The following is a 24,189-nucleotide window of genomic DNA, read 5'->3' as shown; positions in this document are numbered from 1 at the left end:
AGAACGACTCAAGACGAGGAGATGTCATGACAGAGCAAAATGCCCATCAAGTCGCCGACTGGAATGGCCAAAGCGGTGAGTACTGGGCCGCCAACCAGGCCCGGCTCGACGCCATGTTTGCGGTATTCGGCCAGGCCGCGATCGAAGCCGCCGCGCCCACCATGGGCGAGCGCGTGCTGGACGTCGGCTGCGGCGCGGGCGCGTCGAGTCTGGCTCTGGCCTCCCGCGTCGGTGCGGGCGGCCATGTGCTGGGCGTGGACATATCCGAACCGCTGATCGGCCGAGCGCGCGCACTGGCGCCACAGGATACGCCGGCCCAGTTCCGGGTAGCCGACGCCAGCAGCGCCGAGCTGCCTGAGGGCGCGTTCGACCTCCTGTTCTCGCGTTTCGGGGTGATGTTCTTCGACGATCCGACTGGTGCGTTTGCCCATATGCGGCGTGCGCTGCGGCCGGGCGGGCGAGTCGCTTTCGTCTGCTGGCGCGGCGTGGCCGAGAACGATTGGGTGCGCCTGCCGATGGGCGCGATCAAGGACATCGTCCCGCTACCCGCGCCGCCCGGTCCCGAAGCACCCGGTCCGTTCTCGTTCGGCGACCGGGGGCGGGTGACACGCATCCTGACGGCGGCCGGCTTCACCGATATCGCTCTCACGCCCTTCGATGCTGCCATCCCGTTCGGTGAGGGCGGGACGCGGGACGAAGCGATCGACGACGCGGTGAAGATGGCGTTCGAGGGCGGCCCATTGTCGCTTGTGTTGGCTGATCAGTCCGACGACATCCGCGCCCGCGCCTGGGCCGCGGTTCGTGCCGCCTTCGCGGGCCTCCCTGGTGAGCGGTCGGTGATGATGGACGGCGCGGCGTGGATCGTCACGGCACGCAATCCTGCAAGCTGACAGGATTACCCGGGATGCGCCGCCGCCAACAGCTCCTTGGTATAGGGATGCTGGGGCGAATCGAACACGTCATGACTGGCGCCTTGCTCGACCACCTTGCCGTCCTTGATCACGATCATGTCGTGGGCCAGGGCGCGGACCACCGCCAGGTCGTGGCTGATGAACAGGTAGGTCAAGTCGTACTTCTGCTGGAGCTGACGGAGCAGGGCGACGACTTGTTTCTGCACGGTGCGATCCAATGCCGAGGTGGGTTCGTCCAGCAAAATCAACGCTGGCTTGAGCACCAGGGCCCGGGCAATGGCGATGCGCTGGCGCTGGCCGCCGGAGAACTCGTGGGGGTAGCGATGACGGGTCGAAGGGTCGAGGCCGACCTCCTTGAGGGCCTGGATCACTCGGGCTTCACACTGTTCGGGGCTGGAAGGCTGGTGGACCTCCAGGCCCTCGCTGATGATCTGCTGCACTGACATGCGCGGGCTGAGGCTGCCGAACGGGTCCTGGAACACCACCTGCATCTGCTTGCGCCACGGTCGCAGGGCTTTTTGCGACAGATGATCGAGGGCCTGGCCCTGGAAACGGATGCTGCCTTCGGACTCGATCAGGCGCAGGATCGCCTGGCCGAGGGTGGACTTGCCGGAGCCGGATTCGCCGACGATGCCCAGGGTCTTGCCGCGCTGGATGCTCAGGCTGATACCGTCCACGGCGCGCAAGTATTCCTTGCGCCGGAACAGCCCGCCGCCCAGGGGGAAACTCACGCGCAGGTCTTGCACTTGCAACACCTCCTCGCGGTCGTCCCGGGGCAGGGCCTCGCCTTCCGGTTCGGCGTGCAGCAGCTCACAGCTGTAGGGATGTTTCGGTGCGCTGAACAGGGTTTCGCACGGCGCCTGCTCGACGATTTCCCCGGCCTTCATCACACACACCCGTTGGGCAATGCTGCGCACCAGATTGAGGTCGTGACTGATCAGCAGCAAGGACATGCCGAGCCGTTGCTGCAAGGACTTGAGCAGCAGCAGGATCTTGCGCTGCACGGTCACGTCCAGCGCGGTGGTCGGTTCGTCGGCGATCAACAGTTCCGGCTCGCAGGCCAGGGCCATGGCGATGATGACCCGCTGTCGCTGACCGCCGGACAGTTGATGCGGATAGGCCTTGAGTCGCTCGACAGGGTTTTGAATGCCAACCAGGGTCAGCAGTTCCAGAATCCGCTGGCGCGCGGCTTTGCCCCCCAGGCCCTTGTGCAGCATCAGCGTTTCGCCGATCTGCTTTTCGACGCTGTGCAGCGGGTTCAGCGAAGTCATTGGCTCCTGGAAGATCATCGCGATCCGATTGCCGCGCAGCTCCCGCAGAGCCTGGGTGTCGGCCCCCACCAGCTCCTGGCCGCGATAGCGAATGCTGCCGCTGGTGTGGGCTTCATTCTCGGGCAGCAATTGCAGGATCGAATGGGCGGTCACCGACTTGCCCGAGCCCGACTCGCCCACCAGCGCCAGGCACTCGCCGGGGCGGATGTCCAGGCACAGGTTGCGCACCACCGTCTGGTCGTTGAAGGCCACGCTCAGGTTACGGATTTCGATCAGGTTGTCGCTCATCTCAAGGTTTCGCTTCATGGCTGTTTTCAAGAGCGTGGGTCGAACGCGTCTCGCAACGCCTCGCCGATAAACACCAGCAGGGAAAGAATCAGGGCCAGGGTGAAAAATGCCGTCAGCCCCAGCCACGGCGCTTGCAGGTTTTGCTTGCCTTGGGCGATCAGTTCCCCCAGCGACGCGCTGCCGGCCGGCATGCCGAAGCCGAGGAAATCCAGGGCGGTGAGGGTCGAGATCGCCCCGGTGAGGATGAAGGGCAAGTAACTCAGGGTGGCGTTCATCGCGTTGGGCAGGATATGCCGCATGATCACCTTGCGATCACTGAGCCCCAGGGCCCTGGCCGCCTTGACGTATTCCAGGTTGCGCCCGCGCAGGAACTCGGCACGGACCACGTCCACCAGGGCCAGCCAGGAAAACAGCGCCATGATCCCCAGCAGCCACCAGAAGTTCGGCTCCACGAAGCCGGACAAGATGATCAGCAAGTAGAGCACCGGAAGCCCGGACCAGACTTCCAGCAAGCGTTGCCCGAGCAAATCCACCCAACCACCGTAATAGCCCTGCAACGCACCGGCGGCGATACCGATCAGCGTGCTGATGGCGGTCAGTGCCAGGGCGAACAGGATCGACACTCGCGCACCGAAGATCACCCGGGCCAGCACGTCCCGGGATTGGTCATCGGTGCCCAGCCAGTTCACGGTCGAGGGTGGGCTCGGGGCCGGCTGGTTGAGGTCGTAATTGGGTGTATCGTCGCTGAACGGGATCGGTGGGAACCACAGCCAGCCGCCGTCCTTGTGGATCAGGTTCTGCACGTAGCTGCTGCGGTAGTCGGCCTGGAACGGCAGCTGCCCACCAAATTCCTGTTCGGTATGGCGCTTGAACACCGGGAAATACAGCGAGCCCTGGTAGCTCACCACCAGCGGTTTGTCATTGGCGATCAGTTCACCGCCCAACGTCAGGATGAACAAGCCGATGAACAGCCACAGCGACCACCAGCCCCGACGGTTTTTCTTGAAACGCTCGAAGCGCCGACGGCCCAAGGGGGAAAACTTGAACATCAGGCATTCCTCGCGGCGAAGTCGATGCGCGGGTCCACCAGGGTGTAGCAGAGGTCGCCGACGAGTTTGATCAGCAGGCCGAACAGCGTAAAAATGAACAACGAGCCGAACACCACCGGATAATCCCGGGAGACTGCGGCCTCGTAGCTCATGCGTCCCAGGCCGTCGAGGGAAAAAATCACCTCGATCAGCAGCGAGCCGGCGAAGAACACGCTGATGAACGCCTGGGGAATACCCGATACCACCAGCAGCATCGCGTTGCGGAACACGTGGCCGTACAGCACCCGGCGTTCGCTCATGCCCTTGGCTCGCGCGGTGACCACGTACTGGCGGGTGATTTCATTGAGGAACGAGTTCTTGGTCAGGATCGTCAGGGTGGCGAAGCCGCCGATCACCAGCGACGTGACCGGCAGCACCAAGTGCCAGAAGTAGTCGGCGATCTTGCCCAGTGTCGACAGCGACTCGAAGTTATCCGACACCAGCCCGCGCACCGGAAACCAGTTCAACGACGTACCGCCGGCAAACACCACGATCAGGAACATTGCGAAGAGGAACGCCGGCATCGCATAGCCAATGATGATCGCCGTGCTGCTCCACACATCGAATGCCGAGCCGTGATGCACCGCCTTGCGGATGCCCAGGGGGATCGACACCAGATAGGTGATCAATGTTGCCCAGAGCCCAAGGGAAATGGTCACCGGCATCTTTTCCAGGATCAGGTCGGTGACCGTGGCGCCACGGAAGAAGCTCTTGCCGAAATCCAGGCGGGCGTAGCTGCTGAGCATCAGCCATAAGCGTTCATGGGCCGGTTTGTCGAAGCCGTATTGTTTTTCGATGTCCTTGATCAACTGTGGATCGAGGCCGCGACTGGCGCGGGAGCTGTTGGTCATGGTATTGCCTGAACCGCCGACGCTGGCGCCGCCGACGCCTTGCAGGTGGGCGATGGCTTGTTCCACCGGCCCGCCGGGTGCGGCCTGCACGATGACGAAGTTCACCAGCAGGATAATCACCAGCGTGGGGATGATCAGCAGCAGGCGCCGCGCAATATAGGCCCACATCAATGCCGCCCTCCGGGTGTGCCGCGCTTGATGAGTTCGGCGCGCATCTGCTCGTTGGTCAACGGTGTGCTGCTCACTTCCCACCAGCTCTCGATGGCTTCGTCATTGCTGGCCTGCACTTTCGGGATGCCGAAGCGGTTCCACCACACGGTCGAGCTGCCCGGCGGGTAATAATTGGGAATCCAGTAGTAATTCCATTGCAGCACCCGGTCCAGGGCGTGGGCATGGCGCAGCATGTCGGCTTGGGTGCTGGCCTTGACCAAGCCGTCGATCAGCGCGTCCACCGCCGGGTCCTTCAAGGCCATGTAGTTGTTGGCCCCTGGATCATTGGCGGCCGCCGAACCGAAGTAGTTGTAGAGTTCCATGCCCGGCGAGGTGCTGACGGGGTAGCCGGTGATGATCATGTCGTAGTCGCGACTCATCAGGCGATTGACGTACTGGGAGGCGTCGATGCGGCGAATGCTCATGTCGATGCCGATTTGCGCCAAGGTACGTTTGTAGGGCAGCAGCAGGCGATCGATACCGTTCTGGCTGTTCAGGAAGGTGAAGCTCAGCGGCTCGCCCTCGGCATTCACCAGGCGGTCGCCGTCGGGTTTCCAGCCGGCCTGTTCCAACAAGGCGAGGGCTTGCAGTTGTTTGTCGCGGATCACGCCACTGCCGTCGGTTTTCGGGGCCTGGAAGACTTGGGTGAAGACTTCGTCGGGAATCTTGCCGCGCAACGGCTCGAGGATCGCCAGTTCGCCGGCATCGGGCAGTTCTCGAGCGGCGAGGTCAGTGTTGGAAAAGTAACTCTGCTGACGCACATAGACGTTGCGCATCATCTGGCGATTGCTCCATTCGAAATCCCAGAGCATCGCCAGGGCCTGGCGCACACGGCGGTCTTGGAACTGCGGTTTTTGCAGGTTGAAGACGAAACCCTGGGCGGTCTGGGGAGCCTGGGTGGCCAGGTGAGCCTTTTGCAGGCGACCGTCGTGCAGGGCCGGGCTGTCATAGCCGATGGCATAGCCGGTGGCGGAGAACTCGCGATTGTAGTCATAGGCGCCACCGCGCAGCACCTGGCGGGCCACATCGGTGTCGCCAAAATACTCGATGCTGAAATGGTCGAAATTGTAGAGGCCGCGACTGACCGGCAGATCCTTGCCCCACCAATCGGCATTACGTTTGAAGGTAATGCTGCGCCCGGAATCGACTTTGCTTACCCGGTAGGGGCCACTGCCCAGCGGGGGCTCGTAGCCGCCGCCGTTAGCGAAATCGCGGGTCTTCCACCAATGTTCGGGAAAGACCGGCAAGGTGGCGATGTCCAGGGGCAGGGTGCGGCTTTCGTTGTTCTTGAAGTTGAAACGCACGGTGCGTTCGTCCTCGATCACGACGTCCTTGACCGCCGCGAACTGGGTGCGATAGCGCAGGCTGCCTTGGGTCATCAACAGCTCGAAGCTGTAGCGCACGTCCTGGGCGGTGATGGGCTTGCCATCGGCGAAGCGGGCCTTGGGGTTCAGGTAGAAGCGCAGCGACAGGCCATCGTCGGCCCGCTCCATTTTCTGCGCCACAAGGCCATAGACGGTATAGGGCTCATCCAGCGAGCGTTGGGCCAGTGGCGAGTAGAGCAGCCCGTCGATCTGGCTGACGCCGATGCCTTTGTCGATGTAGGGCAAGATATGGTCGAAGTGGCCGATCTCGATGGCCGAGCGGCGCATGGTCCCGCCTTTGGGGGACTGGGGATTGGTGTAGGCGAAGTGGCCGAAACCTTCGGCATATTTGGCCGGTTCGCCATAGACGGTCAGGGCATGTTGCGGTGCTGCATCGACTCCGACGGCGCCTGTCAGCAGGACCACGGCAGTCAATAGCAGGGAAGGGAACGCCAGTCGCATTGTCAGCCTTAAAGCCGGGTGATCGATGACACGAGTTGTACGCGAGCGGCGCCTGGATCGCCAGCCCCGTGTGACCCAAACACAACGGCCCACCGAAGGGCGGGCCGTCATGTCGATAAATCGGGATCAGTCCTGGCGGCTGGTGACTTCCAGCAGGTGGTAGCCGAACTGGGTCTTGACCGGGCCCTGGACCACATTGATCGGGGCACTGAATACCACGGTGTCGAATTCCTTGACCATCTGGCCCGGGCCGAACGAACCCAGGTCGCCGCCCTGACGGCTGGACGGGCAGGAGGAGTTGGCCTTGGCAACTTCGGCGAAATCGGCGCCGGCTTCGATCTGGGCCTTGAGTTCGTTGCACTTGTCTTCGGTGGAAACCAGGATGTGGCGGGCAGTGGCTTTGGCCATGGGGGAAATTCCTTTCGATATTTTTAAAGGTGTTGAGCCTACCGGATTCATGAACGGGTTGTTGTCAAAATTGCGTCAAAACCTTGGGTCCGGCGATCAAAGGCCGGCTTTGCGCAGGCGCTCGGCGTGGCGCAGGTAGAGCTCCGTCGGGTCGGTACCTCGGCGTACTGGGTCGGTCGCCGGGTTGAGGGTACTCATGTGGTGCAGGGGATAGTTGGAGCGAATGACCTTGCCCAGGTGCGAGCTGAAGCGTCCGACCATGCCATCGTTCTGCCCGGCTTCGGTAATGAAGTATTCGGAAAAGGCGCGGCAGAAGGCGTGCACAGGGTCCATGGCCGGGCGTCCTTCTTCCTGTGCATCTGGCAACGTGCCGCTCCAGGAGTAGTAGCGCACACCGTTGACCTTGTTCGGGCCACTTTCCCCCCAATGCCTTGGCAGGCCTTGGGGGTATTTGTCATTGAACGCGCCGACGCCTTCGGTGGTCAGCGCAGCCAGCGCGGCAACGGCGGCTGGCGGGAGCTGAGGCTGGCCATCGAGCAAGGAGATGAAGTCGGCGAACAGCGTGGCGACTTTACTGGCGACGGGGCCCGGCAGCCGCCCCGGGGTGAGGGCCTTGTGCAGGAAGTCGGCCAGTTCGGAACCATGGTTGGGGCCGCTGACCGATGTCACTGAGGCAACCCGGCCGGGCGCCAGGGCGGCGGCATAGCGGGCGGCCAGCGCACCCTGGCTGTGGCCGATCAGGTTGACCTTTGTGGTGTCGGTACCGCTCAGGATCAGGTCCATCTGCGCCAGCAACTGCTCGCCGCGGGCCTCATTGGAATGGGTGGCCGACAGGTAGGGGATAAACACCCGGGCACCGGCGAGGCGCAGTGCCTGTTTGATGCCATGGAAAAGTTCGAAGCCGCCGATCCTGTCAAACCCGAACAACCCATGGACCAGCAGGATGGGGAATTGAGTGGTTGCATTCCGTTGCATGTTCGTACCTTTTTCGAAGAGGTTCACGTTGAGATTGCGACCTCACTCTAATGCAGGCTTTTGTTGGGCGGTGTAGGAAGAAACCGCAGTGACTTACTGAAACTGGAATAAAAAAAGTGGGAAGAATCGGACAAGAAGCCCGGCGGCGCCAAAGGTGCCTGGATACTTCCGATGGCCCTTGTGGGTTTGCAGCTACAGCTTCAAGCGCCAAGGACCACTGATGCCGTTGTCTTGTCTGACTGCGGGGGGCGAGGCGGTCGGGTTTTAATGGCTGTGTCGGGCGCCGTCGTGTGGCGGAGCCTTCATCCAAGGACTGGAACCACGCATGACTACTTACCGATCCGCCCAACCACCCCAGCTCAGATCGCCAGCGAGGCTGTTGGCGCCTTCTCTGCCTGCCGCCAAGGGCGGGGTGATCAACCCCGCCTGGAGGAAAGCGGTCATCACCGTGAAGCCTTATCCGCTGATGGCGTGTGGGGATGAGGTGTCGCTGTGTTGGCTAGGGCTCAATTCAGACGCCCAGCCCTACTGGCATGAAGAAAGCCGGTTCGTGACGGAGCGCCAGGTTGGGCGAGACGTCGTTTTCGTCGTACGAGAGCGGCATATCGCCGAGCTGGATGGCGGCTCGCTGGAGATTTCCTACCGAGTGACTGGCAAGCAATTGCCGGCCACGCTGGACTCGGAGCCCCTTCAACTGCAGATCGGTGATGCACCCTTGCAACTGCTGGCCGCCGTTGCCGACGATGCGGTGGGTGGCAGCCTTGATCCGGCCCGGGTGCCAGAAGGCACGCGTTTGACCATCCGGCCTTATCCCAGAATGGCCGTAGGGGACCGCCTGATCCTGATCGCCAGCCGGGAGGATAAGGCGCTCTGGCGCGATGTGCTGGAGATAGAGGCCCACGCCATCGGTCGCGAGGTATCGTTCTGGATCGATCATTCGCAAATCGCGCCCCATTTCGGCCACGGACTGAGCTTGGCTTATGTCGTCCGCCACGGACATTCGGTACGCCGCGCCGAGCCCTTGTCGTTGCACATAGGCCCTCTGGTGCGCCCAGCGCTGAAGGCGCCTCGGATCCTGGGGGTGGCGGAGGGGGTGGTGGATGTCGATGAGCTCCAGGGTGGGCTGACGGTCGTCATTGACGGTGCTGGACTTGAGGCGGGCGAGCTGGTCTGGTTCCAGTGCAATGGCAACTATGCCCATGTCGAAGAGCGGGAAATCACCGAGGACACGACCGGTCAGCCGGTCAGCTTCGTCGTGCCGGCGGCGTATTGGCAGGAGCAGCGCGACCGATCGGTGCGTCTGTTTTATCAGGTCGAGCGCCTGGATGATGTCAGCCAGCAATCCGACTGGGTCACGGTCCAGGTGCGTTCCAAGGCGCAGAGTTGAGTAGATGAAAAAAACGTGGCGAGGGAGCTTGCTCCTGCTGGCTGCGCAGTAGCCCTTTTGTGTGAGCGCTTCGCACTCAAGCGGAAGCAAACTCTTGTAGAGCAAAATTTATCTAATTGATTTTAAAGATAAATTATTTGCCGATTTACCGGCATGTGCTCTGCGCGACAGCGCAGCCTCATCGCAGGCTGCGGGGGCTCCCTCGCCACATAACCCAGGAAAGTCTTAAGTGGACAGCCATTTCCCATGGGCCTGGCGCAACAACTGCTCGGTGGATTCCCAGCCCAGGCAACCGTCGGTGACCGATACGCCGTAGCGCATCGATGTGCCCAGCGGTTGGCAGCCTTCGAACAGATGGCTTTCGAGCATCATGCCGATCAGGGCGCGGTTGCCTTGCAGGCGTTGTTCCAGCACGTCATTGAACACCTGCGGCTGACGCAACGGGTCTTTGCCGCTGTTGGCGTGGCTGCAGTCCACCATGATCCGGGCCGGTATCTTGAGGCGGGTCAGGTCGTGGTGTATCTGCGTGACGCTCTGTTGGTCGTAGTTCGGCCCGCGATGACCACCGCGCAGCACCAGGTGAGTGTCGGGGTTGCCCGGCGTCTGGATGATCGCCGGATGCCCCTGGCTGTCTACGCCGAAATGCCGATGGGGATGGGCAGCAGAACGCATGGCATCGCAGGCGATGCCGACCCCGCCGTCGGTGCCGTTCTTGAACCCCACGGGCATGCCCAGGCCGCTGGCCATTTCCCGATGGATCTGCGATTCGGTGGTGCGTGCGCCGATGGCGACCCAACTGAGCAGGTCATCGAAGTAGTTGGCGGCCATGGGTTGCAGCAGTTCGGTGGCGACAGGTAAACCAAGCTGCAACATCTCTCGCATCAGTTCCCGGGACAAGGTCAGGCCCGCGGCCATGTCATCGCTGCCATCCAGGCCAGGATCGTAGGCCAGGCCTTTCCAGCCTACGGTCGTGCGGGGCTTTTCCACGTAGGCGCGCATGACCAGCAGCATGCTGTCGCTCACTTCATGGGCCACGCGAGCCAGGTTGGCGGCGTATTCAAGGGCGGACTTCGGGTCGTGGATCGAGCAGGGGCCGACGATGACCAGCAGGCGGGAGTCCTCACCGTCGAGGATCGCGCGGATGGCCTGGCGATGGGCGCTGACTTGCTGGCTCAACGCGGTGCTGAGCGGCAATTGGTGCTTGAGTTGCAACGAGCTCGGCAGACGCAGGGTCAGGGCTTCGTTGGCAGGGTTGAGCGTGGACAGCGGCAAAGCGGAGACGGACGAATTCATGATCTGGCTTCCTGGACGGGCGGCGGGTTCGTTCCCGCGCGCCGGTCCTAGTGGGGTGTTCGACAATTGGCCGGATTGGCCCGCAATTGAGGCTTGCCACCGGTAGGTGACCGATCGGAGGCGGCAGGCTGTCCCGAGCGGTGGCTGGTAAATCGCCAGGCGGAAAAACTGTCGTAACGGTAATAAGTGGCGTAGTTCATGGCTCAATCCTCAAGTTGTCTGGTGTCGCAAATGTGTGGGGCCTGAAAAAACAAAACCCCCGGTCGGGAGGCCGACCGGGGGTTTGGAAAACTCTGGAAGGCGACCCGTTTAAAGTGGGCGCCGGTTGGGTATCAGGCGCGCCAGTGGCTAAACCAATACCCAAAATAAAAGCTGACCGGAGTTTGAACACTGTTCGCCCAGGCAGCCGCAACCGAGCGCGGGGCGCTGGCGGTTTGAAGCGATGAGAGGGCGTTGAACATGGTCTGTCTCCGATGAATGGCCCTGAGCTTACTAGAGGGCGGGGCGCCGGTTCAATCAGAAAATTCTATCGAGGGCATGCAATTGTTCGTCCCGGCTTGAGTCCGCTGGGCTTTATGACAAACTTCAGGTTTGCAGCGCCTACCAAGGATGATCCATGACCGCTCCAGCCTTCGCCGCCGCCCAGTCGATCTCCATCGCGGGGGACGTTCGCGCCAACCTCCTGCGTCATCAGCATTTCATGCAGGCGGCCGCTGAACAGGGCGTGCAGTTGTTAGTGTTTCCTGAGCTATCACTCACCGGCTACGAAGGCGGCCTGGCGGCGGATCTGGCCATCCTGCCGGAGGATGCCATATTGCAACCGCTGCGCGACTTGGCCCGCGAGCTCGGCCTGACAGCGGTGGTGGGCATGCCGATTCGCCTGTCGGCGGACGCCCCGGTGTTGATCGGTGCGTTGGTCCTCGGTGCCGACGGCTCCCTCGGGGTCTACAGCAAGCAGCATCTGCACCCAGGGGAAGAAGTCGCCTTCGCCCCGGGGCATGGTGGCTCGATGCTGACAATGGGGCAGGATTGCATCGCCCTGGCGGTATGCGCCGATTTTTCCCACGCCAGCCATTCTGCCGCGGCAGCTGGGCAGGGCGCTACGCTCTATGCGGCGGGGGTGTTGATCACCGAGGCTGGCTACGTGTCCGATACGGCATTGCTGCAAGGATATGCCCGGCAGCATGCCATGACCGTGCTGATGGCCAATCATGGCGGCGCCACCGGAGGCTGGGAATCGGCTGGTCGCAGTGCCATCTGGGGGCCGGACGGTTCGCTGCTCGCGGCAGCGCCCGGCGCGGGCGAGCTGTTGGTGATCGCCCGCCGCGAAGTCAACGGCTGGGCAGGACAAGTCGTGCCGGTGGCAGTGCTTGGATGAGGTGTCCATGAGCTTCGAGTGGCGTGCGGCAACGGCAGGGGACATTGACTTCGCCCGGCAGCTGACCTGCGACAACATGCTTGCTTATTACCTCAAGCATGATTTGCTCTGGCAGGACGAAGCGTTCGACTTGGCCTGGATCATTCGCCAGAACTGGATAATCAGTCGTGCCGGTCAGGTTTTGGGCTTTGTCAGTCTCAGTCGTGACGCCCGGGCGTTGTATATCCGGGAGCTGCAGATCGACGAGGCGTTTCGTGGGCAGGGCGCCGGGACTTGGGCGATCGGACAGGTTTGGGGCTTGGTGGGCCTGGAGCGTCGCCCGGCGCTGCGCCTGACGGTGTTCAAGGAAAATCCGGCCAGGGCGTTGTACGAACGCATGGGCCTGCGCGTCGTGGGCGAAGACGAATATTTCCTGAGGATGCAGCGAGACGCCGGTGCTTGAAGCCTCGGACGTTGTGCCAATAAAGATGTGTTGTAACTTTTATCTGTTCCTTTGCGCTAGGTCTGCTGGACGCTTTTTGCTAAGGTGTTGTGCAACCCAAATAAGACCAAATCGTGAGGTGTCTGCTTGATTAGGGTGTTAGTGGTCGATGACCATGATCTCGTCCGTACGGGCATTACACGAATGCTGGCTGACATCGATGGCCTGCAGGTAGTTGGCCAAGCTGAATCCGGGGAAGAATCCCTGATCAAAGCGCGCGAATTGAAGCCCGACGTGGTGTTGATGGACGTCAAGATGCCTGGCATCGGCGGCCTTGAGGCCACGCGCAAACTGCTGCGCAGTCACCCTGACATCAAGGTGGTCGCGGTGACCGTATGCGAGGAGGATCCGTTTCCCACCCGGCTGTTGCAGGCGGGCGCGGCAGGCTACCTCACCAAGGGCGCTGGCTTGAACGAGATGGTCCAGGCCATTCGTCTGGTTTTTGCCGGGCAACGCTACATCAGCCCGCAAATCGCCCAGCAATTGGCGATCAAGTCGTTCCAGCCAACCAACGATTCTCCCTTCGATGCACTGTCGGAGCGGGAAATCCAGATTGCGCTGATGATTGTCGGTTGCCAGAAGGTGCAGATCATCTCCGACAAGCTGTGCCTGTCGCCAAAAACCGTCAACACCTACCGCTATCGTATTTTCGAGAAGCTTTCGATCAGCAGTGACGTCGAATTGACACTGTTGGCGGTGCGCCACGGCATGGTCGATGCCAGCGCCTGAAAATGACTGATTTGTTTGATCCAAGCGCGTTCCTGTCCACTTGCAGCGGTCGCCCCGGCGTGTACCGCATGTTCGATGGCGACGCACGCCTGCTTTATGTCGGCAAGGCCAAGAATCTCAAGAAACGCCTGGCCAGTTACTTTCGCAAGACCGGCCTCGCCCCGAAGACCTCTGCCCTGGTGGGGCGCATCGCGCAAATCGAAACGACGATCACCGCCAATGAAACCGAGGCCCTGCTGCTCGAGCAGACGCTGATCAAGGAATGGCGCCCGCCGTACAACATCCTGTTGCGCGACGACAAATCCTACCCCTACGTGTTTCTGTCCGACGGGGCGTTTCCGCGCCTGAGCATTCATCGGGGTGCCAAGAAGGCCAAGGGTAGGTATTTCGGCCCTTATCCCAGCGCCGGGGCGATTCGTGAAAGCCTCAGCCTGCTGCAGAAGACCTTCTTCGTTCGCCAATGTGAAGACAGCTACTACAAGAACCGCACCCGGCCTTGCCTGCAGTACCAGATCAAGCGCTGCAAGGCGCCTTGCGTGGGCTTTGTCGAGCCGCAGGTCTACGCCGAGGATGTGCGTCACTCGGTGATGTTCCTGGAGGGGCGCAGCAATGCGCTGACCGATGAGCTGTCGGCAGCCATGGAGGACGCGGCGGTCAACCTTGAATTCGAACGGGCCGCCGAGCTGCGCGACCAGATCGGCCTGCTGCGCCGCGTGCAAGACCAGCAAAGCATGGAAGGCGGCAGTGGCGATGTCGATGTGGTTGCCGCGTTCATCAACCCGGGCGGCGCCTGCGTGCACTTGATCAGTGTGCGCGGCGGTCGGGTGCTGGGCAGCAAGAACTTCTTTCCTCAAGTGGGCATCGAGGAAGACGTGTCCGAGGTCATGGCGGCGTTTCTGGGCCAGTACTACATCAGCAGTCCGGAACGCGACCTGCCTGCCGAGCTGATCGTCAACGTGGTCCATGAGGACTTCCCGGCCCTGATCGAAGCCATCGACAAGCTCCGTGGTCGTGAACTGACCATCAGCCACCGTGTTCGCGGTACCCGTGCCCGTTGGCAGCAACTGGCCGTGACCAACGCCGAACAGGCCCTGGGCGCACGCTTGGCCAACCGCCAACACGTGGCGGCGCGGTTCGATGCCTTGGCCGAAGTGCTGAACCTGGACGAGCCGCCGCAGCGGCTGGAGTGCTATGACATCAGCCATTCCAGCGGCGAGGCGACCGTGGCGTCCTGCGTGGTGTTCGGTCCGGAAGGCCCGATCAAGTCCGACTACCGCCGTTACAACATCGAAGGCGTCACGCCGGGCGATGACTATGCGGCGATGCATCAGGCGTTGATGCGGCGCTTCGGCAAGCTGAAGGACGGGGAGGGCAAGTTGCCGGACATCCTCCTGGTGGACGGCGGCAAAGGCCAGTTGTCCATGGCTCGCGATGTGCTCAATGAGTTGATGGTCCCGGACCTGATCCTGCTAGGCGTGGCCAAGGGCGCGACGCGCAAGGCCGGTTTCGAGACCTTGTACCTGAACGATGCCGCCCATGAATTCACCCTCAAGGGCGATTCGCCAGCGCTGCACCTGATCCAACAGATTCGCGACGAAGCCCACCGTTTCGCCATCACCGGACACCGTGCCCGCCGTGGCAAGACGCGCCGGACGTCTACACTGGAAGGTGTGGCAGGCGTCGGCCCGACGCGACGCCGCGACTTGTTGAAACATTTTGGTGGATTGCAGGAACTGTCTCGTGCCAGCATCGAGGAGATAGCCAAAGCACCCGGTATCAGTAAAAAGCTCGCAGAGTCGATTTATGCAAACCTGCATAGCGAGTAGAATGCCCGTCAACCTCGTAGCCAGTTGTGCCGATGAATATCCCAAATCTGATTACCGTCCTACGCGTCCTGCTCATCCCGATCTTCATATTGCTGTTCTATTTGCCGTACCACTGGAGCTACGTGGCCTCCGCCTCGGTCTTCGCCTTCGCCGCCGCGACGGACTGGCTGGACGGCTACCTGGCCCGACGCCTGGAGCAGAGCACGCCCTTTGGCGCGTTCCTCGATCCGGTGGCCGACAAGCTGATGGTCGCGGTGGCCCTGGTGCTGCTGGTGCAGGAACATGGCAACCTCTGGCTGACCTTGCCGGCGGCGGTGATCATTGGTCGCGAAATCGTCGTCTCGGCGCTCCGTGAATGGATGGCCGAGCTGGGCGCCCGTGCCCAGGTCGCCGTGTCGAACCTCGGCAAATGGAAAACCGCGGCGCAGATGCTCGCGCTGGTGATTCTGCTGGCCAACCCGTCGGATTTCAGCTTCTGGGTGCTGTTGGGCTATGCGCTGCTGCTGGTTTCCGCTGGGCTGACGTTGTGGTCGATGGTCCAATACCTGCGCGCCGCCTGGCCGCATCTGCGGACGGATGTAGAGCCGAAATAAAACTTTTTTGAATCAAAGGGTTGACGGCGTAATCTGAATCTATAGAATGCGCCACACCAAGACGCGGGAATAGCTCAGTTGGTAGAGCACGACCTTGCCAAGGTCGGGGTCGCGAGTTCGAGTCTCGTTTCCCGCTCCAAGATTCAGAAAAAAGCCACTCAGATGAGTGGCTTTTTTTTTGATTCCAGCAAGTGGAACAGACTAGGCTTTGTACGAAAAGTCGCGCAGGCACTTTTCGTACAAAGCCTAATGTCGTAGTCCCTGGCAACGGACTGTGCCTACACTGGAGCGGTCCGCAACGTCGAAGTATTTTCCATAGGAGGTTTTGCGTGCCCTGGAAGTCAAACTTTGTAGTGCTCGCCCTGTCTGCCGTTGCCTTTTCGGCGCAGGCTCAATCCGATCGTCAAGTGGTCGAGGACATGGTGACTCGCTCGGCCAATGTCTGCCCAGGCCACAGCACCGAGCGCACCACGCCCACGGTGAAGGCGGTGCCTGTTGGCGCGTTGCGGGTTATGCTTGACCGCGGCCTGGTCATGTGTCCCGACCGGCGCCTCGACGCCAACGCGCCGGCTGTGTTCTACGGCAGAGTTGGCGTATTCGAATGGAACCCGGAAGTGCCTGCAAGTTCGGAGGTGATCGTCAAGCAGATCGACGCCATGACCCGCAAGGACGAGTATCCATCTGACACCTTGGTTTGGGACGCCAAGGGTATGCCACTTGAACAACGCACCGTGCCGGCTTTCGAGCCCAAGCCAGGGGCTGCTGTGCTATACCAGATACGGTAAGCACATAGCGCCGCACAACCAGATCAGGCAAAGTAATCGGTATGCGGGTCTACGGTGCCTATCAACGTCAGTTCCACAGGTTCAGGCGCAGAAAGGTCCACGGGGAGCGCAGCACTATCGACGCTGGAGCGGGCGACGCTCGCCGTGCTGAACGTCAGGTTGCTGACGTCGAGTTGTCCGGTAAAGTTTCCATCGAGCACCAGCTCGAAGCGTTGGCCGTCGGCATTGGCCTCGAAGCTTTTCAGATAGGTGCGGGTATCGTCTGCGTTGTTAGCGATCAACACGGTGCCGTCGTATCCGTTCCCGATCCCGGTGAAACCCAGGGCACTGAGGTCGATGCGATCCTCGGCAGGATTGAAATCGAGTATGCGGTCACTGCCACTGCTGTCAGCGGTGCGAAAGCTGTCTGTCACGCTGGCATAGCGGAATACGTCGTTTCCCGCGCCGCCGGAGAGCAGGTCGCGGCCGAGATTGCCTTGCAGCACATCGTCACCGGCCAAGCCACGCAGGATTTCATCGGTACCCAAGCCTTTCAACACATCGCTGCCGGACGAACCCACTAAACGGGTGCTGCCGTCGGTGCTGCCGAAAGTGCCGTCCAGACTGCCATCGGCGTTTAGCCGAACCGCGGCAAAATCCCTGCCGCCATTGGCGAAAGCGCTTCCTCCCAGCAGAATCTTGCCGTCGTCCTGCACAGCTATTGCGTTGCCCGCGGCGTAATCGCCAGGCAGATTAATGCTGACTGAACCTTGGTTGCCGAAACTGACGTCGGGGCTGCCATCGGCATTGAAGCGCAGCACGGTGAAGTCATCGTAAGAGGTCGTGTTGGATAGCAGTATTTTACTATCGTCTTGCACCGCCACTCCGCCGCCGTAGCCGCCAACATTGTTGATCTCCATGATGCCATTGACGCCAAAACGGGTGTCCAGTTCTCCGCCAGCCGTGTATTTGAGCAAGCTGTTATGAAAGTCCGGGGCACCTTGGACGAGTATGCTGCCATCCGCTAGGGAGGTGAGGCCTAGCACGAAATCAAGCGTTCCAGGAGTCCTGCAGATCATCCAACGCTCCAGCCACAATGCTGTAGAGCCGTCGCGGCCCATTTCGAACCTCTGTGATCAGGCCGGCGTCGCGGAGTACTTTCAAATGCTGGGAAACGGCAGGCTGACTCATGGATAGATGGGCAACCAACTCATTGGCATGGCTTGGTGCCTGCCGCAGGCGCTCATAAATGGTTCGTCGAGTCGGATCGGCAAGGACGTTCAAGATTTTTTTATAAGGCATTACTTATTTTTTCGCTCGTCAAAGAGATTGCCACGTCAAGACTACGTCGGGCGTCCGGTTTTGATCGTCGTTAGAGAGACCCCCGTCCTTTAGCACGCATCCGTAATCCAATTTTTTGGACAGGATGCTCCATCTTCGGGTATTGCGGGGCGACCTGATCCAGCAGCTTCATACGGCACGATCTGTTCCATCCGCGTCAAGAAGATCTTGTACCGTGTACGCTTGCCCCTGTGCTCGCCCTCCTAAAGCTCAGCTGCATCGCTGTCATCTGTTCAATCTTGCGCTATTGCCGCTCGGCGAGGACAAGCTGTTTCGACCTTCGGTAGATCGTTAGCACGCAACGGTTCTAAAGAGACACGGTCGTCGCTGTCGCGGCATGCAACCGTTCGATGTCCTGCCTGGGTGGAGCGCCGAACAGGCGCCGATATTCACGACTGAACTGCGACGGGCTTTCATATCCAACCGCAAACCCCGCTGCGCCTGCCGTCGCGTTCCCTACCAGCATCAGGCGGCGCGCCTCTTGCAATCGCAACTGCTTCTGGTATTCGAGCGGCGTCAGGCCTGTGATGCCCTTGAAGTGTGCGTGGAGTGAGGAGGGGCTCATGCCTGCCTCGGCCGCAATGTCTTCGATGCGGATTTGGCCGTCGAACCGCCGGCGGATTACGCTGATGGCGCGGCTTACCTGGTTGAGGCGGCTGCCTGCTGTTGCGACGTGGCGCAGCATCGGACCGTGTGGGCCAGTAAGGAGCCTATAAAGGATCTCTCGCTCTATGAGGGGCGCCAGAGCGCCGATTGTCTCGGGCCGGTCGAGGAGTCGAACAAATCTGCAGACAGCATCGATAAGGTCCGGATCGCTGGGGTGTACTCCAAGTATCGGTAGATCGGTGTGAGATGAAGTGCGGCCCTCCGTCATCAACAGCTCTGCAAGTAGTACGGGATCGAACCCGATCTTGCAGCAAAGGTAGGGTTTGTCTGGGCTCGCATTGATGACGTGGCATAGGAGGGGCATGTCGACTGAGACCAGTAAGTAGTTCGCGGCGTCGTAGACCACGCTGCGCTCGCCCATCGAAACGCGGTTCGCCCCTTGGGCGATCAGGCAAAGCCCAGCCTCATAAACCACCGGCGTCGGCATGCTAGGCCGATCTACATGGACCAGTGATAAGCGGGGTATGGCGGTGACGCAGAGGCCAGATCCGGGGGCGTGGCGGTCGATTGCGCTCGCGAGTTCGTTGATCCTGTCCATGAAGGCCTTCTTGAGTCGAGTTCACGCCAGGCTGGCGCCGCATCCAATCTTAGAAGATCGTGCAAACTATTTATAGGATCGCACTACCGCATGTTGCGACCCAAGTAACATCCTGAGTGCCTCATTTAAGGACGGAAAGGATCGGTTCATGACCTCCAAAATCGACAAAGTGGTGCTAATTACTGGCGCATCGAGCGGCATCGGCGAGGCGACCACGCGGGAGCTGGCGGCTGCAGGCGCGCGGCTGTTCATTGGCGCACGTCGCGGCACGCGGCTGGAGGCATTGGCGGACGAGCTCGGTGAGAATGTTGCGTGGCGCGAGCTCGACGTAACCGACGGCTCCGCATTCGATGCGTTCGCCGGTGCGGCGAAGGAGCGGTTCGGTCGGATCGACGCGCTGGTCAACAATGCTGGTGTCATGCCGCTATCGATGCTCGCCGCGCTCAAGAGGGACGAGTGGAAGCGGATGATCGACGTAAACATCCACGGCGTCCTCAACGGCATCGCCGCAGTGCTGCCCGACTTCATCGCGCAAAAGAATGGGCATGTCATCAATATTGCCTCCATCGCGGCGCGTATCGTGATGCCATCGTCTTCTGTCTATTCCGCGACCAAGCATGCAGTGCGTGCAATTACCGAAGGGTTGCGGCAGGAGCACGATATGATTCGTACGACTCTCATCTCGCCCGGACCTACCGCAACCGAACTGGGTCACGACGTCACCGACCCCGATATCGCCGCAATGCTCAAGGTCTCGATTCCGCAGGGAATGTCTCCTGACGCGATCGCTCGGGCGATCCGCTACGCACTTGAGCAGCCCGATAGCGTCGACGTCAACGAGCTGGTCGTACGGCCGACGGCCTCTGCAATGTAGACTGGCGACACGCCAGTTTTCGGCCAACACAGACTGAATCGCCGAGCGTTTCGTTAAGTTTATCGGAGCGCCTGGCGCGGCTCGAATTTTGTAGCAGATCATTCTGACGGCATTTTAGTTATCGACATGACAACGTTTCAGCTTTGGCTGCGGTACCGATCGATGCTCCGGACCCGATAACATATCGTCGGATGGCACCGTCGTGTGTGCGGCGATGAACATGGCGACAGCCGACCGGCAATAGGATTCGATTTCGTTGTCGTCCTCTGCTCTCGCCTCATCGAAGCGCGCGATCATCAGGAGATCGGATCCTTTGAAAAACGCAGCAAACAAACGGGCGGATTGCAGAGGATCGGGCACGTGCAGAGCCGCCTTCGCGTGCAACTGACATAACACGGCCTCGATCTGGGCGATGACATGGGCGGGGCCGACTTCGTATTGGCGCTTGCTTAACGACTGTTGATTCGTCTTGTCGGCCATGATCATGGCTTCGACACTACGGACGTCCGGGCTCAACAGTGTGCGAAGCAGGGCTGATCCCACCGTCAGGAGCTGCTCCTCGGCAGACCCGTCGAAGCCTTCAAAAAGAGCTTGTGGTGTGACCCGATGGCAGTGGGCCGCAATGGCCGCGCTGAACAGCGCCTCCTTGTTCTCGAAGTGCCGATAGATGCTGAGCTTGGATATCTTCGCCCGCTGGGCGACCTTGTCCATTGTCGTCGCTTGAAAACCAAATTTCACAAATAGTTCGCCCGCGGCGGCGACTATCGTTTGGCCGAGCGCCTCATTGGCGCGCCGGCCGCGCCGGGACTGGCTGTTTTCAGTCATAAGAAATCCAGTACTTGACAGTATCCTAATTCTTGAATTACGGTACTTCAAAGTATCTTAAGGCTGCAAGCGAATCTTCCTTCATCCATACGCGGAGCCTATCACCATGAATGACGTCATCATCATCGGCGGCAGCTTTGCCGGGCTCGCCGCAGCCCTGCAGCTCGGCCGTGCCCGCCGCAAGGTCACCGTTCTCGATACCGGCCTGCCGCGCAATCGCTTCGCCGACCACTCCCATGGCGTGCTTGGCCACGATCACAAGCCTCCATCGGACATCCTGGCCGAGGCGCGGCAGCAACTGGCGCGTTATCCCGCGATCAAGCTGGTCAATGCCCGCGCCGACAGCATCTCCGGTACCCTCGACAATTTCTCCGTCCTCACTGGCGATGGCGAAAGCCTTGGCGCGCGACGCCTGATCCTGAGCTATGGCGTCGCCGACCAGATGCCTGCTGTTCCGGGCTTTGCCGAAGGCTGGGGCACATCCATCATCCCGTGCCCCTATTGCGATGGCTTCGAAGTCGCCGACCAGCATTGGGGTCTCGTCTGGTTCCGCCCGCAGTCCCACATTCAGGTCAAGCTGTTTCAGCATTGGACCGACAGGTTGACGGTCTTCGCCGATGGTCACGACATTGCACCCGATATCCGGGCCGATCTGGCCCACCGCAACATACCTATCGTTGATGGCCGGATCACCGGGATCGCCCGTCACGGGGGCCATAGCGCCACCGTCAAGCTCGATACCGGCCCCGATGTCGCAGTCGACATTCTGTTCGCGCATCCGCCCACCGAGCCGTCCGCAAGCCTGCATGACTCATTGGGACTCGCCACGGTCGATACGCCCCTCGGCATCGTCCTCAAGGTCGACGAGCGCCGCGAAACCAGCATGCCCGGCATCTATGCCGCCGGCGACCTCGCCACCCCCGGACTGCCCTCAGTCACGACGGCATCATGGCAAGGTGCAATGGCGGGTATCTTCGCCCAGCAGTCGATGCTGGTTTGAGAGCAGGCAGCATCGATCACCCTGGTTCAATTTCACAATAGACAGGAGCGCCACCATGCCCGCCATAAAACCATTCAAACCTCTAGACGAGAAATTTCCGTTTGACCGCCAACTCGGTATCGCGGCCGCGCCCCTCGTGCTTATCAACCTCTTCATGGTCGTCGATCCCGCTGATGAAGCGGGCTTCCTGGACGCTTTCAAGGCAGCTGCCGAGATCATAACGAAGCAACCGGGCTTCATTTCCATGCAACTACATCGAGCGATCGGCGATAGCCCGACTTACCTGAACTATGTGAAGTGGGAATCCACCGAGGCGGTCCGCGCCGCCTTCACTGATCCCGCGTTCCTCGCGAAACTTCCAGCATATCCGTCATCCGTCGTGGCCAGCCCGCATCTGTTCCAGAAGGTCGCCGTCCCCGGCTTCTGCACGGCCTGACTAAAATATGGCATGGCGCGCTGACGAGTATCTTCGCCCAGCGCTCGATGCTGGCTTGAGAGCACAAATTGGAGATGAGTATGACCGTCGAGCCGCACAGCGCGGGTGTGCGCTTCCCTCCACCCTTACTCTATCTGGGAGCGCTGCTGTTGGGGCTGGCGGCGGAGCGGTTCATTACCCTGCGCTCTTTCGGCATCGACTGGCGGTTGCTGGTCGCGGCGGGCGCGCTGCTGTTCGTTGCCGGCGCGGCGATGATGCTTGCAGCGGTAGGGCTGTTCCGGCAGCTGGGCACCAACATTCCGCCGTCGCAGCCAACGACCCTCATCGCAACGACCGGTCCCTATCGGTGGACGCGCAATCCCATGTATCTCGGCATGGCGCTTATCTATGCCGGCCTTGCGATTGGCTTTGACGGACCGATCGCCTTCGCCTTGCTCCCGTTGGTGCTAACCGCGATCCAGAGGCAGGTGATCGCCCGCGAGGAACGTTATCTCGAAGTGAAGTTCGGCGACGACTACCGCCGCTACAAGGCCGAGGTTCGCCGCTGGCTCTGACTATTCCGCTCCGCGGCTGGCGACTGCGGAACCTCGAGACCACGAAACCAGCATGCCTGGCATGGCCCCGGACATCCTGAAGGTTGCGAGCCTGTATCACGACCAATCGACTGGCCGACTGACCTCCCAGTCCACCCGCGCGCGGGAGCAGGCGCATATGTCCAAGACCAGAAACACCGAAGCCAGCATCAGCACTTTTCGCCCGACCACTCGGGGCGGCGCTGATAAGTCCTTGCTCCAGCAAGTTATTCGTCAGCATAAACAGCTTCTTGTTAAGGCCTGTGCATGTGAAGCGTTCAGCGAGTGGCGGTGGGCTTTTTCAGCAGGATGAAGCCTGAAATCAGGATCAGGGCCAGACCGGCCGCGGTGCGGCCATTGAGCACTTCGTTGAACAGCAAGGCCCCCCAGGCGATGGCGAAGATCAGGTAGGTGTAGTCGAATGCGCCGATGATCGAGGTCTCGCCGATTTGATAGGCCCGAGCAATGCCGGTGCTGACCAGTAGCATCAGGACCGCTAGCAGCACCATCACGCCCCAGTCACTGATTGCCATCGGCGACCAACCGCCCACCAGGAACCGCAGGCCCTCGTTGCCCGGTAGGTAAGGGCCGGTCTGTGCGACGACAACGCTGCCGACCATACCCATCAATAGCAGGACGATGTTGAGAGCCAAGGCCAGCTGCATCGGTACCTCCTTCTGAACTCGATAGCAGCTGTCCGCCTTGCACCGTTCGGCGGCGATCAACCAACGGGGAACGGTGATGCGGTCAGGCAGGGCGCTGTCCGGCTTGAACGTCTTACAATCATCCAACTGGCCACCGAGATCGAACCGATCGCGATGGATGTCCAGCAGCGCTGCCGACTCCAGGCTCAGCCACAGCTCCGGCGCTACGGTGACGACGATTGATTTGAGGATGCGTTTACGTTCTTCCTGCTGCAGATGAGTCGGTAGAAAATCGGTAAAGGCGGGAACAAAGGACATAGAATCTCTGCATCAGGTCCTGGAGTTGCTACAAGGTTGTCGGTCGGCAGACAACTATTCGAGGAGTTTATGCCCTGTTGGTCTTATGGATATTACAATGCCAGTTTGATGATCGTTCATCCCATTGGCTTTGGGTAGCATCCAAAAGCCTTGCTTGGAATTACCTTGTTTTCGCTCTTGTAGCACCCCAAAAATAAGTCCAGAATTGAGTCTTTTCCTGCTCCAGAAAGAAAAGAAACCCTTTAGATTTCAATGAGTCGGACACCAGATGCGAGTCTCATTTCCCGCTCCAATTATTGTTCTACAGGCTTCTATTGAAGTTTGCAAAAACTGAAAAAAGAGGCTTCGGCCTCTTTTTTTCGTTCCAGTAAGTTCCACTCGAAAACACTACCATCCAAGTTTTCTTAATGCATTTTGTAATACATTAATCCGGCGCTCGGTAGATCAATTTTTCATCGGACTCGCCTCTCGGGAAATCGTACAAATCTCCTCTATTCAAACGAGGCGGATATTGTACGTGGCCACTTGCTGAAAACTTACGCCATTTCGAGAATCTTGGGATGAAGCGTTAAAGAACAAGTCTGTTCTTTTGCTAGTGAGCGTTTTTCCGTTGCAAGATCGTCCTATAGCAGACGTATCACATCGATCGTCAACCCCGTTAGTTTTTATGCTCTTGCAATAGACATCTGTGAGAAA

The 24,189-nt window shown here is 60.4% G+C and carries 23 protein-coding genes, 1 tRNA gene and 1 pseudogene; 13 read left to right on the top strand and 12 right to left on the bottom strand.

Features of this window, described 5'->3' with window-relative positions; all coding sequences use genetic code 11:
* The first annotated feature begins 26 nt into the window (after positions 1-26).
* Positions 27-890, top strand: coding sequence for a class I SAM-dependent methyltransferase (locus BM300_RS02520; protein WP_092461923.1), 864 nt, complete (start codon positions 27-29; stop codon positions 888-890).
* A 5-nt stretch (positions 891-895) separates the two neighbouring features.
* On the opposite strand, the gene BM300_RS02515 is transcribed toward BM300_RS02520, so the two are convergent.
* The 6 genes from BM300_RS02515 to BM300_RS02490 form a co-directional block, all read right to left on the bottom strand.
* Positions 896-2,470 (bottom strand): ABC transporter ATP-binding protein, encoded by a 1,575-nt coding sequence (locus BM300_RS02515; protein WP_092345078.1) that lies wholly within the window; start codon positions 2,468-2,470, stop codon positions 896-898.
* Positions 2,471-2,496: 26 nt separating this feature from the next.
* Positions 2,497-3,519, bottom strand: a complete 1,023-nt coding sequence (locus BM300_RS02510) for an ABC transporter permease (protein ID WP_063321976.1) — start codon at positions 3,517-3,519, stop codon at positions 2,497-2,499.
* The gene (locus BM300_RS02505; protein ID WP_092224023.1) at positions 3,519-4,577 is read right to left on the bottom strand and encodes a microcin C ABC transporter permease YejB; all 1,059 of its coding nucleotides are present in this window, start codon (positions 4,575-4,577) and stop codon (positions 3,519-3,521) included. The genes BM300_RS02510 and BM300_RS02505 overlap by 1 nt, the downstream gene beginning before the upstream one ends.
* A complete protein-coding gene (locus BM300_RS02500) occupies positions 4,577-6,445 on the bottom strand; it encodes an extracellular solute-binding protein (protein ID WP_092461921.1) in 1,869 nt (622 codons plus the stop codon). The genes BM300_RS02505 and BM300_RS02500 overlap by 1 nt, the downstream gene beginning before the upstream one ends.
* A 126-nt stretch (positions 6,446-6,571) precedes the next feature.
* Positions 6,572-6,853, bottom strand: coding sequence for a peptidylprolyl isomerase (locus BM300_RS02495; protein WP_003200262.1), 282 nt, complete (start codon positions 6,851-6,853; stop codon positions 6,572-6,574).
* A gap of 96 nt (positions 6,854-6,949) precedes the next feature.
* A complete protein-coding gene (locus tag BM300_RS02490) occupies positions 6,950-7,828 on the bottom strand; it encodes an esterase/lipase family protein (protein ID WP_092145655.1) in 879 nt (292 codons plus the stop codon).
* Positions 7,829-8,153: 325 nt separating this feature from the next.
* Between BM300_RS02490 and BM300_RS02485 the strand changes: the two genes are divergently transcribed.
* Positions 8,154-9,215 carry a hypothetical protein gene (locus tag BM300_RS02485; RefSeq protein ID WP_256575785.1) on the top strand — a complete coding sequence of 354 codons (1,062 nt, stop codon included), beginning with the start codon at positions 8,154-8,156 and terminating at the stop codon, positions 9,213-9,215.
* Positions 9,216-9,440: 225 nt separating this feature from the next.
* Here BM300_RS02485 and BM300_RS02480 read toward each other — a convergent pair whose 3' ends face one another.
* Positions 9,441-10,508: a 3-deoxy-7-phosphoheptulonate synthase gene (locus BM300_RS02480; RefSeq protein WP_092412601.1), complete on the bottom strand. Its 1,068-nt coding sequence runs from the start codon at positions 10,506-10,508 to the stop codon at positions 9,441-9,443.
* A gap of 616 nt (positions 10,509-11,124) precedes the next feature.
* On the opposite strand from BM300_RS02480, the gene BM300_RS02475 reads away from it, so the two are divergent.
* From BM300_RS02475 to BM300_RS02445, 7 genes are all read left to right on the top strand, one after another.
* A complete protein-coding gene (locus BM300_RS02475; RefSeq protein WP_092224031.1) occupies positions 11,125-11,886 on the top strand; it encodes a carbon-nitrogen hydrolase family protein in 762 nt (253 codons plus the stop codon).
* A gap of 7 nt (positions 11,887-11,893) precedes the next feature.
* Entirely contained in the window at positions 11,894-12,328 is a 435-nt protein-coding gene (locus tag BM300_RS02470) for a GNAT family N-acetyltransferase (protein WP_092145659.1), read from the top strand.
* A 126-nt stretch (positions 12,329-12,454) separates the two neighbouring features.
* On the top strand, positions 12,455-13,096 hold the full coding sequence (uvrY, locus tag BM300_RS02465) for a response regulator transcription factor GacA (RefSeq protein ID WP_003200277.1): 642 nt from the start codon (positions 12,455-12,457) through the stop codon (positions 13,094-13,096).
* A gap of 2 nt (positions 13,097-13,098) precedes the next feature.
* Positions 13,099-14,922, top strand: a complete 1,824-nt coding sequence (gene uvrC / locus BM300_RS02460) for an excinuclease ABC subunit UvrC (RefSeq protein WP_092145661.1) — start codon at positions 13,099-13,101, stop codon at positions 14,920-14,922.
* A 32-nt stretch (positions 14,923-14,954) separates the two neighbouring features.
* A complete protein-coding gene (gene pgsA, locus BM300_RS02455; protein ID WP_018608070.1) occupies positions 14,955-15,515 on the top strand; it encodes a CDP-diacylglycerol--glycerol-3-phosphate 3-phosphatidyltransferase in 561 nt (186 codons plus the stop codon).
* A 63-nt stretch (positions 15,516-15,578) separates the two neighbouring features.
* Positions 15,579-15,654: transfer RNA gene (locus BM300_RS02450), tRNA-Gly, on the top strand.
* Positions 15,655-15,844: 190 nt separating this feature from the next.
* The gene (locus tag BM300_RS02445) at positions 15,845-16,300 is read left to right on the top strand and encodes a hypothetical protein (protein WP_092461919.1); all 456 of its coding nucleotides are present in this window, start codon (positions 15,845-15,847) and stop codon (positions 16,298-16,300) included.
* A gap of 23 nt (positions 16,301-16,323) precedes the next feature.
* Here the strand turns inward: BM300_RS02445 and BM300_RS02440 are convergent, their stop codons facing one another.
* From BM300_RS02440 to BM300_RS02430, 3 genes are all read right to left on the bottom strand, one after another.
* Positions 16,324-17,400 carry a M10 family metallopeptidase C-terminal domain-containing protein gene (locus BM300_RS02440; protein WP_092461917.1) on the bottom strand — a complete coding sequence of 359 codons (1,077 nt, stop codon included), beginning with the start codon at positions 17,398-17,400 and terminating at the stop codon, positions 16,324-16,326.
* Positions 17,330-17,581, bottom strand: a complete 252-nt coding sequence (locus tag BM300_RS31620) for an ArsR/SmtB family transcription factor (protein ID WP_092461915.1) — start codon at positions 17,579-17,581, stop codon at positions 17,330-17,332. The genes BM300_RS02440 and BM300_RS31620 overlap by 71 nt, the downstream gene beginning before the upstream one ends.
* 346 nt (positions 17,582-17,927) lie before the next feature.
* On the bottom strand, positions 17,928-18,824 hold the full coding sequence (locus BM300_RS02430) for an AraC family transcriptional regulator (protein ID WP_092461913.1): 897 nt from the start codon (positions 18,822-18,824) through the stop codon (positions 17,928-17,930).
* Between the two features lie 148 nt (positions 18,825-18,972).
* On the opposite strand from BM300_RS02430, the gene BM300_RS02425 reads away from it, so the two are divergent.
* Complete coding sequence (locus BM300_RS02425; RefSeq protein WP_092461911.1) at positions 18,973-19,698, top strand: SDR family oxidoreductase; 726 nt, start codon at positions 18,973-18,975, stop codon at positions 19,696-19,698.
* A gap of 204 nt (positions 19,699-19,902) precedes the next feature.
* Here the strand turns inward: BM300_RS02425 and BM300_RS02420 are convergent.
* Positions 19,903-20,523, bottom strand: a pseudogene (locus BM300_RS02420) (TetR/AcrR family transcriptional regulator); the annotation flags it as partial.
* A 106-nt stretch (positions 20,524-20,629) separates the two neighbouring features.
* On the opposite strand from BM300_RS02420, the gene BM300_RS02415 reads away from it, so the two are divergent.
* The 3 genes from BM300_RS02415 to BM300_RS02405 all read left to right on the top strand — a co-directional run bounded on the left by BM300_RS02415 (position 20,630) and on the right by BM300_RS02405 (position 22,513).
* On the top strand, positions 20,630-21,523 hold the full coding sequence (locus BM300_RS02415; protein WP_092461907.1) for an NAD(P)/FAD-dependent oxidoreductase: 894 nt from the start codon (positions 20,630-20,632) through the stop codon (positions 21,521-21,523).
* A 55-nt stretch (positions 21,524-21,578) separates the two neighbouring features.
* Positions 21,579-21,959, top strand: a complete 381-nt coding sequence (locus BM300_RS02410; protein ID WP_092461905.1) for an antibiotic biosynthesis monooxygenase family protein — start codon at positions 21,579-21,581, stop codon at positions 21,957-21,959.
* 80 nt (positions 21,960-22,039) lie between these two features.
* Positions 22,040-22,513 carry a methyltransferase family protein gene (locus BM300_RS02405; protein ID WP_092461903.1) on the top strand — a complete coding sequence of 158 codons (474 nt, stop codon included), beginning with the start codon at positions 22,040-22,042 and terminating at the stop codon, positions 22,511-22,513.
* A gap of 296 nt (positions 22,514-22,809) precedes the next feature.
* On the opposite strand, the gene BM300_RS31260 is transcribed toward BM300_RS02405, so the two are convergent.
* Complete coding sequence (locus BM300_RS31260) at positions 22,810-23,493, bottom strand: DMT family transporter (RefSeq protein ID WP_256575784.1); 684 nt, start codon at positions 23,491-23,493, stop codon at positions 22,810-22,812.
* Positions 23,494-24,189 lie beyond the last annotated feature (696 nt).

The organism is Pseudomonas sp. NFACC46-3 (genome assembly GCF_900114515.1).
Lineage (GTDB): Bacteria > Pseudomonadota > Gammaproteobacteria > Pseudomonadales > Pseudomonadaceae > Aquipseudomonas > Aquipseudomonas fluorescens_Q.
The sequence above is the reverse complement of the archived record's forward strand: the minus strand, read 5'-3'. Positions and strand labels throughout refer to the sequence as shown.